This is a genomic window from Mesorhizobium sp. M0051 (genome assembly GCF_040323235.1).
In the GTDB taxonomy this organism is placed as follows: Bacteria; Pseudomonadota; Alphaproteobacteria; order Rhizobiales; family Rhizobiaceae; genus Mesorhizobium.
In genome coordinates this window covers 128,121-142,091 of sequence record NZ_JAMYUT010000004.1, presented here as the reverse complement: position 1 = coordinate 142,091, position 13,971 = coordinate 128,121, and the positions used below count along the sequence as shown (strand labels likewise).

Here is a 13,971-nt window from a genome sequence, read left to right as displayed (position 1 = left end):
GCACCAGGTGATCTCAGGCGGCCATCAGCCGCTTCACCTTTCTCATATCGTCCAGGAACCGGCCTCGTTCGGCTTGCTTGTCCGCAGGCTCACGAATGCGCAGGATGAGGGAGGGATGAATAGTGACAAAGACGCGCAAACCGTCCTCGCGTTCGACCACCTGGCCGCGCATCTTCATCACCGGAATCGGCTTGCCCAGCAGCGACGTCGCCGCTGTCGCGCCGAGTGCCACGGCGATGTTTGGCTTGATCAGCTCGAACTCCTGGTCGAGCCACCAGCGGCAGGCCTGAATCTCGCCGGCATTCGGCTTGGAATGGATGCGCCGCTTGCCGCGCGGTTCGAATTTGAAGTGCTTGACCGCGTTGGTGACGTAAACTTTCTGACGGTCAACCCCGGCGTCATCAAGGATGGCGTCGAACACCCTGCCTGCAGGCCCGACGAAAGGCTTTCCGGCGAGATCCTCCTGATCACCAGGCTGTTCGCCGACGAAGATCACCTTGGCATCGTCCGGGCCTTCGCCGAACACGGTCTGCGTCGCATGACGCCAAAGCGGGCAGCGACGGCAGCCCTCTGCGGCCTCGCGCAGGTTCGTGATCGAGCTGGCTTTGGCTTCGTCCGCTATTGGCTCCGCACGTGCAATAGAAACACGCCGGGCAGGGATCTTCGCTTCATGCGGAAGGCCCGTGGTCGCCATCGTCCTGCCTCGTCTATTTCGATATTAAAATGAACGAGATCGGCGATGGTTCCTTTCCTTACACCTCGTGCAGATAGAGATGGTAATCCAGTTCGCTGACCGTGCGCGCCACGCGCAGATATTCCGACTGCTTGATCGCCACGAAGGTCCGGTGCAGGTCCTCGCCGAGCGCGCCCTTCAGGAAGCTGGATGCCCTGGCCGCTTCGATTGCGGCGCGCCAATCGACCGGCATGGTCGTGCGCGTGACTGCCGCCTCATAGCCGTTGCCAGTGGTTTCGGGGCCGGGGTCGAGACCTTCGTCGAGCCCCTTGACTATAGCTGCCAGCACGGTCGCGGCTATCAAATAGGGGTTGGCGTCGACGCCGGACGGCCTGTGCTCGATGCGCCGGTTCTTGGCGTCGCCCGCCGGCACGCGCAGCGCCACCGAGCGGTTGTTCACACCCCATGTCGGCGCCACCGGTGCATAGGATTGCGAGACGAAACGCCGCCAGGAATTGGCGTGCGGCGCAAACACCAGCATCGATTCCGCCATCGTCTGGATCAAGCCACCGAGCCCCTGTAGCAGCGGCAGCGACCAGCTCTCGCCGCCGGCTTCGGCAAAGACGTTTCGGCCCCCTCTGTCCTGCAGCGAGACATGAAAATGCATGCCCGAGCCGGCATATTTCTCGATCGGCTTGGCCATGAAACAGGCGGTGACGCCGTGGCGGCGCGCCTGCGCGCGGACCAGCCGCTTCAGCATGACGAGGTCGTCGGCTGCTCGCATCACGTCCTTGCGGTAGTTCAGCGTCAGTTCGTATTGGCCCGGCGCATATTCGGAAATCACCGTCTCGGCCGGGATGCCTTGCGCCCTGGCGGCGGCATAGATGTCGGAAAACAGCGGCTCCATGCCATGCAGGTGATCGACGGAATAGACCTCGGTCTTGCCCGAGACACGACCGTCGAGCACGGCGCGCGCCGGCTGCACCTTGCCGTCGGCATCGCGCTCATTGGCAAGAAGAAAAAATTCGAGTTCGAAGGCACCGGCCGGATAAAGACCCTTGGCTGCCAATATGTCGACCTGCCGTGCCAGCGCGAGGCGCGGATCCGATGACATCGGCTGGCCGTCGAGCTGGTACATGGCCATCAGCAACTGGCCGCGTGGCGGATTCGTGCCGTAGAGCGGCACCAGCGTGCCGGGAATCGGCCATGCCCTGAGATCGCCGTCGCCTGTCGTCCAGATCAGCCCGGTCTCGTGCACATCCTCGCCGGTGATGTCGAGGCCGAGGATCGAGATCGGCATATGGCGGCCGCCCTCGAAGATGCTTTTCAGCTCATGCCGGCGCACGATCTTGCCGCGGCCGACGCCATTGGCATCGGTCAGCACGATATCGAAGGCTTCGATCTCGGGATGGGCATCGAGAAAGGCTTGCGCCTCGGTGGGCGTCGAGCCCGAAGGTGAGGTCATCATGGCATTGGGGTGGTCCATCGCCGCTTGTCTCATGCCGCAAGCTTTGCCGCAACCGTGCCGAAGGCGGCGATCAGCCGGCTGACCTGGGCCCCTGACGTCGCCGGCGAGATCAGCATCATGTTGTGGAAGGGTGCGATCAGCACGCCGCGATTGACCAGCGCGACATGGATTGCTGCCTCCAGTTCCGGCGCATGCGCTGTCTCCGCCTCGGCGCCATTCCTCAAGGGGCCGGGCGCGCAGATGAACTCGACGCGCGCGCCGACGCGGGAAACATGCCAGGGCAGGCGGTAGCGGTCGATCACGCCGGTCAGCCCGGCATCCAGCCGCCGCGCCAGATGATCCATCCGGTCGTAATTTTCCTGCGTCATCACCTCTTCGAGCGTGGCGCGCATCGCCGCGAATTGCAGCGGGTTGGCCGAGAGCGTCGTGCCCATGCCGGAATAGCCCGGCTCCTTGGTCCTGTTGTAATCGGCGTAGCGCGAGGCGATGTCGTCGCTCATGCCCCACACGCTGGCCGGCACGCCGCCGGCAATCGGCTTGCCCAGAACGAAGAAGTCGGGCTCCAGCCCGTATTTCCTGGTGTAGCCGCCCGGGCCGGACGAGATCGTATGCGTCTCGTCGATCAAGAGCAGCGTGCCGGCCTCGCGCGTCAGTCTGCGCAGCGCATTGTGGAAACCGGCAGCGGCCAGCACCATGCAGGAATTGGTCAGCACCGGTTCGGCGATGACGCAGGCGACATCCTTGTCCTTGAGCGCGGCTTCGAGTGCTGAAACATCGTTGAACTCGATGACCTTGGCGGTGCGGGTCAGGTCGCGGAATTCGCCCGCAAGCCCCGGCCGGTTGACCGGGAAACCATCGACCAGCCGTACCATCGTCTCGTCGACCGAGCCATGATAGCAGCCGTTGAAGACCAGGATTTTCTTCCGGCCAGTGACGGCGCGGGCGACGCGCAATGCAAAGCGGTTGGCGTCGGTCGCCGTCGTCGCGATCTGCCAGAACGGCAGGCCGAAACGCTGTTGTAGCAACGGCCCGATGGCGATCGCGTCTTCCGAAGGCAGCATATAGGTCAGGCCGCGCCCAGCCTGGCGGCGGATGGCGCGCGCCACCGGCGGCGGCGAATGGCCGAACATCGAGCCGGTGTCGCCAAGGCAGAAATCGTCGAGCCTGATACCGTCGATGTCGGTGATGGTCGCGCCCTTGGCGCTGTCGACCAGGATCGGAAACGGCGTCGGCCAGTCATTCATCCAGTGCATCGGCACGCCGCCGAAGAAGCCGGGCAGGCCATTGCCGGCCTTGGCTTGCGACTTTGGCCGGGCCTTGCGGAAGGCCGCGCCTTCGGTCTCGCGCAATTCGGCAATGCGGTCGCGGCTGATGCCGCCGATGGACGTCTTTGACGTGTGCATGAAACTCCCTCTGGTCCGCCACTCTTAGCCAATCCGTGTCCGCAAACGCAATTGGCCGCGCATCTGTCCTGCATTGGCTCAGCCGGCATGGGCACCGCTTGACCCCGTTGACGAAGTCAGCGCCAATACAAGCGGCCATGGGGGACAGAAATGCGGACGATCATCGGTGTGGCAACGCTGTTGTTATCGGCCAGCGCGGCCTTCGCCTCAGGTGGCATCTGGTGCAACGTTGACGATGATGCTGTGGCATTCGACGTCGGTGCCGGCGTCACCAGAGGCATGGGCGACCCGACCTTCAACTTTCGCGGCGATCTCGAAATCAAGACGAGGCCGGTCGGCGATGACCTGCGCAAGACCGTGTTCGAGGATTCCAATCTGACCCAGTACTGGCTGGACGGCAAGGAATTGCGGCTGAACATCTACCGCGAGCATCAGCTCGCAGACACCTACAACTATGTCGAGCTGACGATCCTGACCAAGACCAGCGACGAGGGCGTCTATGACGGTCAGTACACGCTCGCCGTCTATGACAAATCCGCTGACACGGACAAGGACGGCAAGACTGTTGAGTTGACGGGCAAGGTGTCGTGCGGGGCTGAGTAAATCCGAAACTACGCCGTGATGTCGATGACGCCGCAGTCGCCTGCGGCACTGCCGAAGGCAACGCGGCGCTCTTCCCTGTCCCACATCATCGAGGTGATGGCGCCCTTGCCCGGTCGACGCAACAGCACTTCCTTGGCGTCTGCAAAGCGCACCGCCATCACCATGCCGTCATCATAGCCGACGGCGACGACGTCCTGGCTCGGGTGGCAGGCGACTGATGTCACCATGGCGTTGCCGCGCGTGCCGAGCTCCAGCGGGGCCTTGCCCATGGGACCATCCTTGCTTGAAAATGGCCAGATGATCGCCGCCGGCGCGCCGGAACTCGCCAGCCACTTGCCCTTCACGCTCCACGACAGGCTTTTGACCTTGCCGGGATAACCGCTCATGCGCATGTGCTTGCCGTCGGCGAGCTTCCAGCCATGCAATGCATTTTCCTGCATGGTGGTGACCAGGAACGCGCCATCGGGCGAGAAGGTGATGCCGGTGTGGGCGCCGGCCCATTCGAGCTCCACCGGCTTTCCCTCGGCGGCCGGGAAATGCAGCGTCGCGCCATTGTAGCGAGCAACGCCGAAACGCATGCCCTTGGGCGAAAAGGCCAGTCCCTCGACCGAGCGCGGATGGACGAATTCCCGGGTCTTGCCGTCGGCAAAGCGCACGAAGGCGGTCTTGCCCGTCGCATAGGCGATGGCGCCTTGCGGCCCAGCAGCAACGCTGGTGATCCATTTCTTTCCGGCATTGGTCAGTTCGGTGGCCTCGCCGCCCGCCTTCACGGCAAACACCTTGCCGTCCTCGCCGCCGGTGATCAGCCGGTCGTTGGCCACATCATGGAAGGCGGCAAGCAGCCCGTCATTGGCCTGTACCGTCTTGTGGCCAAGGTCGAGCCGATGGACGGCGCCGTCGGCCATCGCGAAATGCGGCACGTCGCCGAGAAAGACGGCGGCGACGCAATGTCCATCGAGATCAAGCGGGGCGACGGTCGGCATGGCAAGTCTCAACGGTCATTCGTTCGTTCCAGCGCAGGATCACGGTTTCCTCGATCGGAACCGGGCCGCCTTGATAGGTGAACACGAACCATTTGTCCCAGTTTTCGATCAACCAGGCTTTCGAAAGTCCAGGTTTTTTCTCGAACCGGCTTTCCTCCGGCAGCACTGCGAAGACCAGACCCGCCTTGTAGCCGGACGTCACCATGAGTCCAAGCCCGGCCTCATCCTCCTGAGGATCGAACACCATAAGATCGACGGTCCCAGAGCCGGGGCCGACATCGTAATTATCGGAAAGTTGAATGATGTCGCCGATGATCAGGAAATCATCGGCCAGATCGAGCAAACGCGCCATTGGTAACGGTCAGGCCGCCTGGCAGGCGTCAAAACTCTTCTTCAGCCGCTCGGCGTCGAGTTCGCGGCCGATGAAAACAAGCCGGCTCTCATGCTTTTCGCCATCCTTCCAGGCACGCTGGTGGTCGCCCTCGATGATCATGTGCACACCCTGGATGACATAGCGTTCATCGTCGCCCTTGAGCGCAATAATGCCCTTCAGCCGCAGGATGTTGGGGCCTTCCATCTGGGTGATCTTCTCGATCCATGGGAAGAATTTCTTCGGGTCCATCTCGCCGCCGCGCAGCGAAACTGACTGCACGGTCACGTCATGGATGTCGGAAGCATGCGCGTGATGATCATGGTCGTGATGATCATGGTCGTGGTCATGATGATCGTGGTCATCATGCGCCTCGAGGAAATGCGGATCGTTTTCCAGCGCCCTGGACAGGTCGAAGGCGCCGCGGTCGAGCACTTCGGATAGGTCGACGCTGGCTCGCGCCGTGCGGTGGATCTTCGCCGCCGGATTGATGGCGCGGATCGTCGCCTCGACCTTGGCAAGCTCTTCGGGGGTGACGAGATCGGTCTTGTTGAGCACGACGACGTCGGCGAAGGCGATCTGGTCCTCGGCTTCCCTGGAATCCTTGAGCCGCAGCGGCAGATGCTTTGCGTCGACTAGCGCCACCACCGCGTCGAGCCTGGTCTTGGAACGCACGTCGTCGTCCATGAAGAACGTCTGCGCCACCGGCACCGGATCGGCAAGCCCGGTGGTTTCGACGACGATGGCGTCGAAACGGCCGGGCCGGCGCATCAGGCCCTCGACGACGCGAATCAGATCGCCGCGCACCGTGCAGCAGACGCAGCCATTGTTCATCTCGTAGATCTCCTCGTCGGATTCCACGATCAGGTCGTTGTCGATGCCGATTTCGCCGAACTCGTTGACGATGACGGCGTAGCGCTTGCCGTGGTTCTCCGACAGGATGCGATTGAGCAGCGTCGTCTTGCCGGCGCCGAGATAGCCGGTGAGAACGGTTACGGGAATCTGCGTCTGTGCGTCGCTCATGGGTTGCCTCGAACTATCTGGGCCGCAAAGTCCGGCCATCGAAATGAGATTGTCGGCTCCATATAGGATGTGTGCCGGCCTTTTGCACGAGGCAAACCGATAGGCCAAACCGGCCTGCCGACATTACCGAATTTCCATTGGCGAGAGCCGCTATGACTGCCTAGATCAGGAAGGGGGAGGCCAATTCGAGAGGCACGATATGTCCGGCAAGCCATCCTCCGTCTCATTGAACAGGCGCAAGGCGCTCGGCTTGATCGCGGTTACCGCTGGCGGTGGTGTCTTCCTACCGGCCGCGGCAATGGCCGCCCAATCTTCGGTTACCCAGGCCTCGCCCTATGCCGGACTGGCCCTCTTCGAGACCGGCGCCGGTGTCTGCGCCATTACACCTGAAGTGACCGAGGGACCGTTCTATTTCGACCCGAAACTCGAACGTGCCGATGTCACCGAAGGCAAGAAGGGCATAGCCCTTGATGTCCGGTTGCAGGTCGTCGACGCGGCCTGCCGGCCGCTTGCCGGCGCACGTGTCGACATCTGGCATTGCGACGCGCAAGGTGCCTATTCCGGCTATCCGGGGCAAGGTGACGGCAGGGACGTCGACACGTCGGGCCAGACCTTCCTGCGCGGCTGGCAGAAGACCGATGCAAGCGGCATCGTTTCTTTCGCCACCATCTATCCCGGCTGGTATCGCGGCCGCACCACCCATATCCATTTCAAGGTCTTCCCCGACGACAGTTCGGTAATGACCGGCCAGTTGTTTTTCCCCGACAGTCTCAGCGAGCAGATATTCACCACGGTCGCGCCCTACAATGACCGGCCCGGCAAGCGCGACACCTCGAACGCCAGTGACGGCATCGCCAGGCAGGCCGGACCGCTGTCGCAGGCGGCACTGCGCGAGGTGGAGGATGCCTACCAGGCGCTGATGATCGTCGCGGTGAAGCCTGGCTGAGCGCCATTCGCTCACGCGCCGTGCCCGCGACGAAAACTCCGGCCGCGAAAACTCGTTTGTCATCTAACTGAAATAAACATCTGGCATTAGCCACCTCGGACACCACAATGCTTGCCGGCAAAGATGTTTGAAGCGCCGGAAATCTTTTTGATCGTCATTGCCAACCGGCCGGCTGCCTCTATGCTGCCCGCACCCGGTACGGCCGAAGAGGGATGACCATGGCCAAGGCGGACAAGACTGCGACAATGAGCCGGCTGCATTCGGCGGCAAGGCTTGCAAGAACTGCGCTGGCGGCACGGCTTCTAGCGCACGGCTTTTATGCCGGCCAGGACCAGATCATGCTGGCGCTCGACCGCGAGGATGGCCAGACGCCCGGCAATCTTGCAGGGCGTCTCGGCGTACGGCCGCCGACCATCACGAAGACCATCAACCGCTTGCAGGCCCAAGGTTTCCTGGATAAACGCGCCTCCGAGGCCGATGCCCGCCAGGCGCATATCTTCCTCACCGATACCGGGCGCGAGATCATTCACGCCATCGAGAAGTCGGTGAAGAAGACGGAAAAGCAGGCGCTGAAAGGCCTCGACAAGAAGGACCAGAAGACGCTGTTCAAGCTGCTCGCCCGCATCGAGGCCAACCTCTCGAACGAAGAACTGGCTTTGATCGACGACGACGCCGAGTCGGACGACTGATTGTGCGTTAGTCTGGGCGGCAGGCGCTCAAGCCGCCGCTGCAGAGCCTTGGATAAGCGACGACCAGCGTCCCGGCGTCATGCCGAACGCCTTCTTGAATTGCCTGATGAAATGGCTTTGGTCGCTGAAGCCGGCGTCGATGGCGATTTGCGCCAATGGCTCGCCGGCGGCGATCATCCTCCGCGCGCGCTGGAGCCGGCGCATCACCAGGAAACGATGCGGGCTGGTCGAGAAGGCGGCTCGGAAATGCCGTGACAGGGCATAGCGGTCGAGCCCCGTTACCGCTTCCAACTCGCCGGAACGCACTGGGCGGGTCAGGTTTTCCGTGAGATAGTCGCGAGCCAGTGCAGCCGCCCGCCACGCCGTCCTGGCCATCGGCTTTGCCGGCTGGCCGGCATGCCGCGTCAGGCTTTGCATCAACTGCGCGAGGAAGTCGTCGACGAACAACTCGTCGAGTTCCCGCTCCATCGGGCCCAGCGCCGAAAGCAGCGTGGCGCAGAAGGCCGCGTCCGTCACCACGCCATCCCTGACAAACGGCAGCGACGCGCCGCCAAGGCACTCCAGCATCAAAGACGGCTCCAAATAGAGCATCCGGTAGCGCAGGCCGGCCTCCGTACCGGCGCCGCCGTCATGCAACTCGTCGGGATGCAGCACGATGATCTGGCCGGGCAGGCTGTGGCGCGTCGCGCCGAGATAGCGGAACGTCTGCACCCCGTGCAGCGTCACGCCGATCGCATAGGTATCGTGGCGATGCAGGTCGAAGGCATTGCCGTGGAAGCGCGCCTCGATCCGCTCCATGCCGGCGGGGTCGGGGGCGGAGATAATGCAGTTTTCCGCCGCATCGACGCACAAACGTCCAAGACCTCTAAAGGCCTGGCTGTCTAGATCGTGCGACATCGTTCCTTCAGTCCCAAAACCGGGGCGCAACCTCGAATGGTCTATCTCTCATGTTCGATACGAAATTTGCAATCGTGCTCAGGCAGGATTTGCCGGTTTGGCAGAAACTCAACGTCACCGCCTTCCTGACCAGCGGCATCGCCGCCCAGTTTCCCGACATCATCGGCGAGCCCTATTGCGATCGCGCCGGCAATCTCTACAACCCGCTGTCGATCCAGCCGGTCATCGTGCTGTCCGCCGACCAGGCAACGCTTGGCACGATACACATGCGCACACTGGAGCGCGGCGTGACGACCTCGCTCTATGTCGAGGAGATGTTTTCGACCGGCTTTGACGCGGCCAACCGCGCCGTCTTCGCCGAATTCGCGCCTGAAGACGCCAAGGTGGTCGGCATAGCGCTTCGCGCCGACAAGAAGCTGGTCGACAAGATCACCAAGGGCGCCCGCATGCATCCGTAGCCCTTCAGACACTACGCCTGCCGGCGGCTCTTGTTGTGCCAGCCGGCTTTCGTGTCGCGACGCCGACAATTGGCTTGCCGGGAGCCGGCAATTCCCGCAAAGGAGAGCTCCAGTCCAGCTTCCGATCCGGCCTGCAATTGAGTGCTCCCCAAAGACATCTAGAAAGCGCGACGCCACCGGTGGCGATCCTGTGCATGCTTTCCACCTATGTCTGTTTCACCTTCCTCGACACCAGCAGCAAGTACCTCGTCCTTGCCGGCGTTTCGGTGCTGATCGTTGCTTGGGTGCGCTTTGCCGTGCATGTGGTGCTGGTCGGCACGCTGCTTCGCGGCTGGCGCGAGCCGGCGCGCTTTCGCCCGGACAATCTGCCGGCGCATGTCCTGCGCGGCCTGTTCTTGTTCGGCTCGACCATCTTCAACGTCCTGGCGCTACGGTCCCTGCAACTGGCCGAGACCACCTCGATCTATTTTTTCGGGCCGATGGTGATCACGGCTCTGGCCGGTCCGCTGCTCGGCGAATGGGCGGGCTGGCGCCGCTGGCTGGCAATCCTGGCGGCCTTTGCCGGTGTTCTCATCATCACCCGGCCGGGCGTCGGGATTTTCGGCATCGGGCATCTCTTCGCGCTCGGCTCGACGCTGTCGAACTGCTTCTACGTCATCATGACGCGCCGCATGTCGGCGACCGAGACGCCGGAGAGCCTGATCCTGTTCTCGGCGCTGGCACCGGCGCTGCTGCTGTTGCCCTTGCTGCCGTTTTCGTTTTCCCTGCCGCATGACGGCTGGCACTGGTTCGTGCTGCTCATGCTCGGCGTGTTCGGCGGCGTCGGCCACTGGCTGCTGGTCCAGGCCTACCGGCTGGCGACGACCACGGCGTTGGCGCCCTATCCTTATTCGCAGATGGTGTGGATGATCATTTCCGGCTGGATCGTCTTCAAGCAGTTTCCCGACCGCTGGACGTTGGTCGGCGCCGCCATCATCGTCGCCAGCGGCCTCTACATCGTCCACCGCGAGCACCGGCTTCGGCTGCAGAGCCGCGCGGCCTCGGATGTCGAGGCGGAAGCGCTGGCAAAAAAACTTTGATTTGCCCTCGATCGGTGGCATAACGCCGCCTTTAAACTGTTTAGATCAAGAACTCAGGTCGGTCGGGGAGCGCAAGTCGCTGGCACAAAAAATCAAGCTTTCGACGATCGCGGATGCGCTCGGCGTGTCCACGGCCACGGTCTCGCTGGCGCTGCGCGACAGCCCTCTGGTTGCCGGGACCACCCGCGACCGCATCAAGGAACACGCCCGCGCCATCGGCTATATCTACAACCGCCGCGCCGCCAGCTTGCGCACCTCGCGTTCGGGTATTGTCGGTGTCGTCGTCCACGACATCATGAACCCGTTCTTCGCCGAGATACTGCGCTCGATCGAAAGCGAGCTTGACCGCAGCCGGCAGACCTTCATCCTGTCCAACCATTACGATCAGCTCGAAAAGCAGCGCACTTTCATCGACACGCTTTTGCAGCTAGGTGCCGACGGCGTCATCATGTCGCCGGCCATCGGCACACCCGCTTCCGATATCGTGATGGCCGAGGAGAACGGTCTGCCGGCGGTGCTGATCGCGCGCACCGTCGAGGGCGCCGACGTGCCGGTCTTCCGCGGCGACGATGCTTATGGCACCGGGCTCGCCACCAACCATCTGATCTCGCTCGGACACAAGCGCATCGCCATGATCGGCGGCACCGACCAGACCTCGACCGGCCGCGATCGCTACCAGGGCTATGTCAACGCCATGGAGGCGGCCGGGCTTGAAGTCAGGCCGTCCTGGCGCATCGCCGGCCCGCGCACCAAGCAGGCCGGTTTCGAGGCCGCCGGGCAATTCCTGGCGCTGAAGGATAGACCGACGGCGGCCTGCTGCTGGAACGACCTTGTCGCCATCGGGCTCATGAACGGCATCGCGCGAGCCGGCCTCGTGCCTGGCCTGGACATTTCCGTCACCGGCTATGACGATCTCGAAGAGGCGGCGATTGCGACGCCGGCACTCACCACCGTCTGGAATGGGCAGCGCGAGGTGGGCCGCCGTGCCGCCAGCGCCCTGCTCGACAAGCTCAACGGGCAGATGGTGCGGCCCTCGCAGGAATTGATCAAGCCGGAACTGCATGTACGTCAGTCGACCGGCAAGCCGGTGGAGCGTGGATGACCAAGGCCGAACAACTGCAAACCGTCACCATCCTGGTGCCGGGCGATTTCAACGATCATGCGGTCGACCGCATCGACCGCACATTCAGGCGTGTCACAATCGAACGTGCCGATCCGTCCCTGGTCACCGACGAGATGCGCAGCAACGTGCGTGGCATCGCTTCGTTCGCCGGCATCAACGCGGCGATGATGGATGCACTGCCCAATCTCGAACTCATCGCTTCCTTCGGCGTCGGCTATGATTCGGTCGATGTCGGCCATGCGGCGGCGAAGAACGTCATGGTCACCAACACGCCCGACGTGCTGACCGAGGAAGTTGCCGACACTGCCATCGGGCTGCTGATCAACACTGTCCGCGACCTGCCGCGAGCCGAAACCTGGCTGCGCGATGGCAGTTGGGTGCGCAACGGCAACTATCCGCTGAGCCGGCTGACCTTGCGCGGGCGCCGTGTGGGTATTTTCGGCATGGGCCGCATCGGACAAGCTATCGCCCGGCGGCTCGAAGCTTTCGGCCTGCCGGTCTCCTACCACAATCGGCGTCGCGTCGAAGGGCTTTCCTACCAGTACCATCCGACGCTGAAAGGCCTTGCCGAATCCGTCGACACACTGATTTCGGTAGCGCCTGGCGGAGCCTCGACGGAGAAGGCGGTCAATGCCGAAATCCTGTCGGCGCTTGGCCCCAGCGGGGTCTTCGTCAACATCGGCCGCGGCAGCACGGTCGATGAGCCCGCGCTTGCGGCAGCACTCGCCAACGGCATCATCGCCGCTGCCGGCCTCGATGTCTTTGCCGACGAACCGAACGTGCCCAAGGCGTTGCTCGACGCGCCAAACACCTCGCTGTTGCCGCATGTCGGCTCGGCCTCGGATCACACCCGCCGTGCCATGGCCGACCTGTGCGTAGACAATCTGGTGTCCTGGTTCACCGAGCGCCGCCCGCTGACGCCGGTGCCGGAGACGGTCGGAATCAGGGCTCGTGGCTGAGCTGCGGTTGCCGCGTTTATTAACGTCGGCTTAACCCTCAGGAATCATTCTTTATCCTGTCCGTGCGCGTGGATGAAGAACGATGAAAGCGCTTTCCGCATTGATCGCTGCCGCAGCCCTGTTTGGCGGCATTCAGCTGTTTCACGGTGGCAGCAGTGAAAGTGCCGCCGACGAAGTCGTGCCGTTCAACAGCTACAGGTTGGTCGCCAATGGCGACGAGGCGGCGTGTGCGGTCAGTCGCGGGACCGAAATCTCGGATGGCTTGTCCCTGCTTGCCGTCGCCCCGATCTGCCGCAAACTCTTGCCGGGCATAGAGCAGGCGAAGTTCTGGCGAGAGCAAGACGACGGCACGGTCGCCTTCAGCGCCAACGGTGTCGATCCGATCGTCACATTCGCGGCTGCCGACGGCAATGGCTACGAATCCTACGCCCCGGCGCTGCCGCTGCTGTCGCTGGCGGCCACCAGTGACTCTAAATCTGGCGACTGATTATTCTGCCGCAGCGCGCGCTCCGGCTTTCGCCGCGGCGTGCAGGCGAACAGCATCGCCGAAGGCGCGGAATATTTTCGCCGAGTTGCTGTCCGACTTGACCCAATATTCAGGGTGCCATTGGACGCCGACGGCGAAGGCGCGAGCATCCCTGACCGACACCGCTTCGACCGTGCCGTCGTTGGCGACGGCCTCGATCTGCAGCTTCGAGCCGAGCCGGTCGACCGCCTGGCGGTGTACGGAATTGACCATGATGTCGCCCTCGCCGAACACACCGGCCAGGCAGCTTCCGGGCTTGATCGTCACCGTCTGCCGGATACCGAAGCGTTCGTCCTGATTGTCGCTCACCGGGGCGCGGTGGTCGAGCGAACCCTCGCGCTCCTGGATCTCGGTGCCGAGCGTGCCGCCGAGCGCCACATTCAATTCCTGGATGCCGCGGCAGATCGCGAGCAGCGGCACGCCGCGCTCGATCGCCCGGCGAATCAGCGGCAGCGTCGTGGCGTCGCGCGCCGGGTCATAGGGCCCGTTGGCTTCGCTGGCGTCGCCGCCATAAAGCGAAGGATGCACATTGGATTTCGAGCCGGTGACCATCACGCCATCGACCGACGACAGAAGTTCGTCGAAGTCGAGCCGGTCACCAAACGACGGCACAAGCACCGGGAACACGCCGGCGCCGGTGATCGCCGCTTCCAGATATTGCTGCGGGACGGCATGCCAGGTGTAGTTGTCGAACTGACGGACGTCGGTTGATATGGCGACGAGCGGCTGATGCATTTTGGCTCTGTGTTCCATCTGAGCAAGGGATTCCTG

Annotated in this window: 16 protein-coding genes; 8 read left to right on the top strand and 8 right to left on the bottom strand. The window is 63.1% G+C overall.

Features of this window, described 5'->3' with window-relative positions; translation table 11 throughout:
* Positions 1–13: 13 nt before the first annotated feature.
* From NKJ90_RS06085 to NKJ90_RS06075, 3 genes are read right to left on the bottom strand one after another with little or no spacing between them, the layout of a single operon-like run.
* A complete protein-coding gene (locus NKJ90_RS06085; protein ID WP_023761434.1) occupies positions 14–694 on the bottom strand; it encodes a UdgX family uracil-DNA binding protein in 681 nt (226 codons plus the stop codon).
* A 58-nt stretch (positions 695–752) separates the two neighbouring features.
* On the bottom strand, positions 753–2,138 hold the full coding sequence (locus tag NKJ90_RS06080; protein ID WP_031260769.1) for a glutamine synthetase family protein: 1,386 nt from the start codon (positions 2,136–2,138) through the stop codon (positions 753–755).
* Positions 2,139–2,170: 32 nt separating this feature from the next.
* On the bottom strand, positions 2,171–3,544 hold the full coding sequence (locus tag NKJ90_RS06075; RefSeq protein ID WP_023761436.1) for an aspartate aminotransferase family protein: 1,374 nt from the start codon (positions 3,542–3,544) through the stop codon (positions 2,171–2,173).
* Positions 3,545–3,694: 150 nt separating this feature from the next.
* Here NKJ90_RS06075 and NKJ90_RS06070 point away from each other — a divergent pair, with 150 nt between their 5' ends.
* Positions 3,695–4,147, top strand: a complete 453-nt coding sequence (locus tag NKJ90_RS06070; RefSeq protein WP_023761437.1) for a hypothetical protein — start codon at positions 3,695–3,697, stop codon at positions 4,145–4,147.
* An 8-nt stretch (positions 4,148–4,155) separates the two neighbouring features.
* Here the strand turns inward: NKJ90_RS06070 and NKJ90_RS06065 are convergent, their stop codons facing one another.
* The 3 genes from NKJ90_RS06065 to NKJ90_RS06055 are packed head-to-tail and all read right to left on the bottom strand — an operon-like array spanning position 4,156 to position 6,523.
* Positions 4,156–5,130 (bottom strand): WD40 repeat domain-containing protein, encoded by a 975-nt coding sequence (locus NKJ90_RS06065; RefSeq protein WP_023761438.1) that lies wholly within the window; start codon positions 5,128–5,130, stop codon positions 4,156–4,158.
* Positions 5,108–5,482 carry an Imm45 family immunity protein gene (gene imm45, locus NKJ90_RS06060; RefSeq protein WP_023761439.1) on the bottom strand — a complete coding sequence of 125 codons (375 nt, stop codon included), beginning with the start codon at positions 5,480–5,482 and terminating at the stop codon, positions 5,108–5,110. The genes NKJ90_RS06065 and imm45 overlap by 23 nt, the downstream gene beginning before the upstream one ends.
* A gap of 9 nt (positions 5,483–5,491) precedes the next feature.
* A complete protein-coding gene (locus tag NKJ90_RS06055; protein ID WP_023761440.1) occupies positions 5,492–6,523 on the bottom strand; it encodes a CobW family GTP-binding protein in 1,032 nt (343 codons plus the stop codon).
* Between the two features lie 199 nt (positions 6,524–6,722).
* Between NKJ90_RS06055 and NKJ90_RS06050 the strand changes: the two genes are divergently transcribed.
* Both NKJ90_RS06050 and NKJ90_RS06045 read left to right on the top strand, forming a co-directional pair.
* Complete coding sequence (locus NKJ90_RS06050; protein WP_023761441.1) at positions 6,723–7,469, top strand: intradiol ring-cleavage dioxygenase; 747 nt, start codon at positions 6,723–6,725, stop codon at positions 7,467–7,469.
* 218 nt (positions 7,470–7,687) lie between these two features.
* A complete protein-coding gene (locus NKJ90_RS06045) occupies positions 7,688–8,158 on the top strand; it encodes a MarR family winged helix-turn-helix transcriptional regulator (protein ID WP_023761443.1) in 471 nt (156 codons plus the stop codon).
* A gap of 27 nt (positions 8,159–8,185) precedes the next feature.
* Here the strand turns inward: NKJ90_RS06045 and NKJ90_RS06040 are convergent, their stop codons facing one another.
* Positions 8,186–9,055 carry an AraC family transcriptional regulator gene (locus tag NKJ90_RS06040; RefSeq protein WP_023761444.1) on the bottom strand — a complete coding sequence of 290 codons (870 nt, stop codon included), beginning with the start codon at positions 9,053–9,055 and terminating at the stop codon, positions 8,186–8,188.
* Between the two features lie 50 nt (positions 9,056–9,105).
* Here NKJ90_RS06040 and NKJ90_RS06035 point away from each other — a divergent pair, with 50 nt between their 5' ends.
* The 5 genes from NKJ90_RS06035 to NKJ90_RS06015 all read left to right on the top strand — a co-directional run bounded on the left by NKJ90_RS06035 (position 9,106) and on the right by NKJ90_RS06015 (position 13,161).
* Complete coding sequence (locus tag NKJ90_RS06035) at positions 9,106–9,513, top strand: DUF2000 family protein (RefSeq protein ID WP_023761445.1); 408 nt, start codon at positions 9,106–9,108, stop codon at positions 9,511–9,513.
* Positions 9,514–9,707: 194 nt separating this feature from the next.
* On the top strand, positions 9,708–10,592 hold the full coding sequence (locus tag NKJ90_RS06030; protein WP_032907923.1) for a DMT family transporter: 885 nt from the start codon (positions 9,708–9,710) through the stop codon (positions 10,590–10,592).
* A gap of 79 nt (positions 10,593–10,671) precedes the next feature.
* Positions 10,672–11,694, top strand: coding sequence for a LacI family DNA-binding transcriptional regulator (locus NKJ90_RS06025; RefSeq protein WP_023761447.1), 1,023 nt, complete (start codon positions 10,672–10,674; stop codon positions 11,692–11,694).
* Complete coding sequence (locus NKJ90_RS06020) at positions 11,691–12,674, top strand: 2-hydroxyacid dehydrogenase (protein WP_023761448.1); 984 nt, start codon at positions 11,691–11,693, stop codon at positions 12,672–12,674. Before NKJ90_RS06025 ends, NKJ90_RS06020 begins: the two co-directional genes overlap by 4 nt.
* A gap of 82 nt (positions 12,675–12,756) precedes the next feature.
* Positions 12,757–13,161 (top strand): hypothetical protein, encoded by a 405-nt coding sequence (locus tag NKJ90_RS06015; protein WP_023761449.1) that lies wholly within the window; start codon positions 12,757–12,759, stop codon positions 13,159–13,161.
* On the opposite strand, the gene NKJ90_RS06010 is transcribed toward NKJ90_RS06015, so the two are convergent.
* Positions 13,162–13,935, bottom strand: a complete 774-nt coding sequence (locus NKJ90_RS06010) for a gamma-glutamyl-gamma-aminobutyrate hydrolase family protein (protein WP_023761450.1) — start codon at positions 13,933–13,935, stop codon at positions 13,162–13,164.
* Positions 13,936–13,971 lie beyond the last annotated feature (36 nt).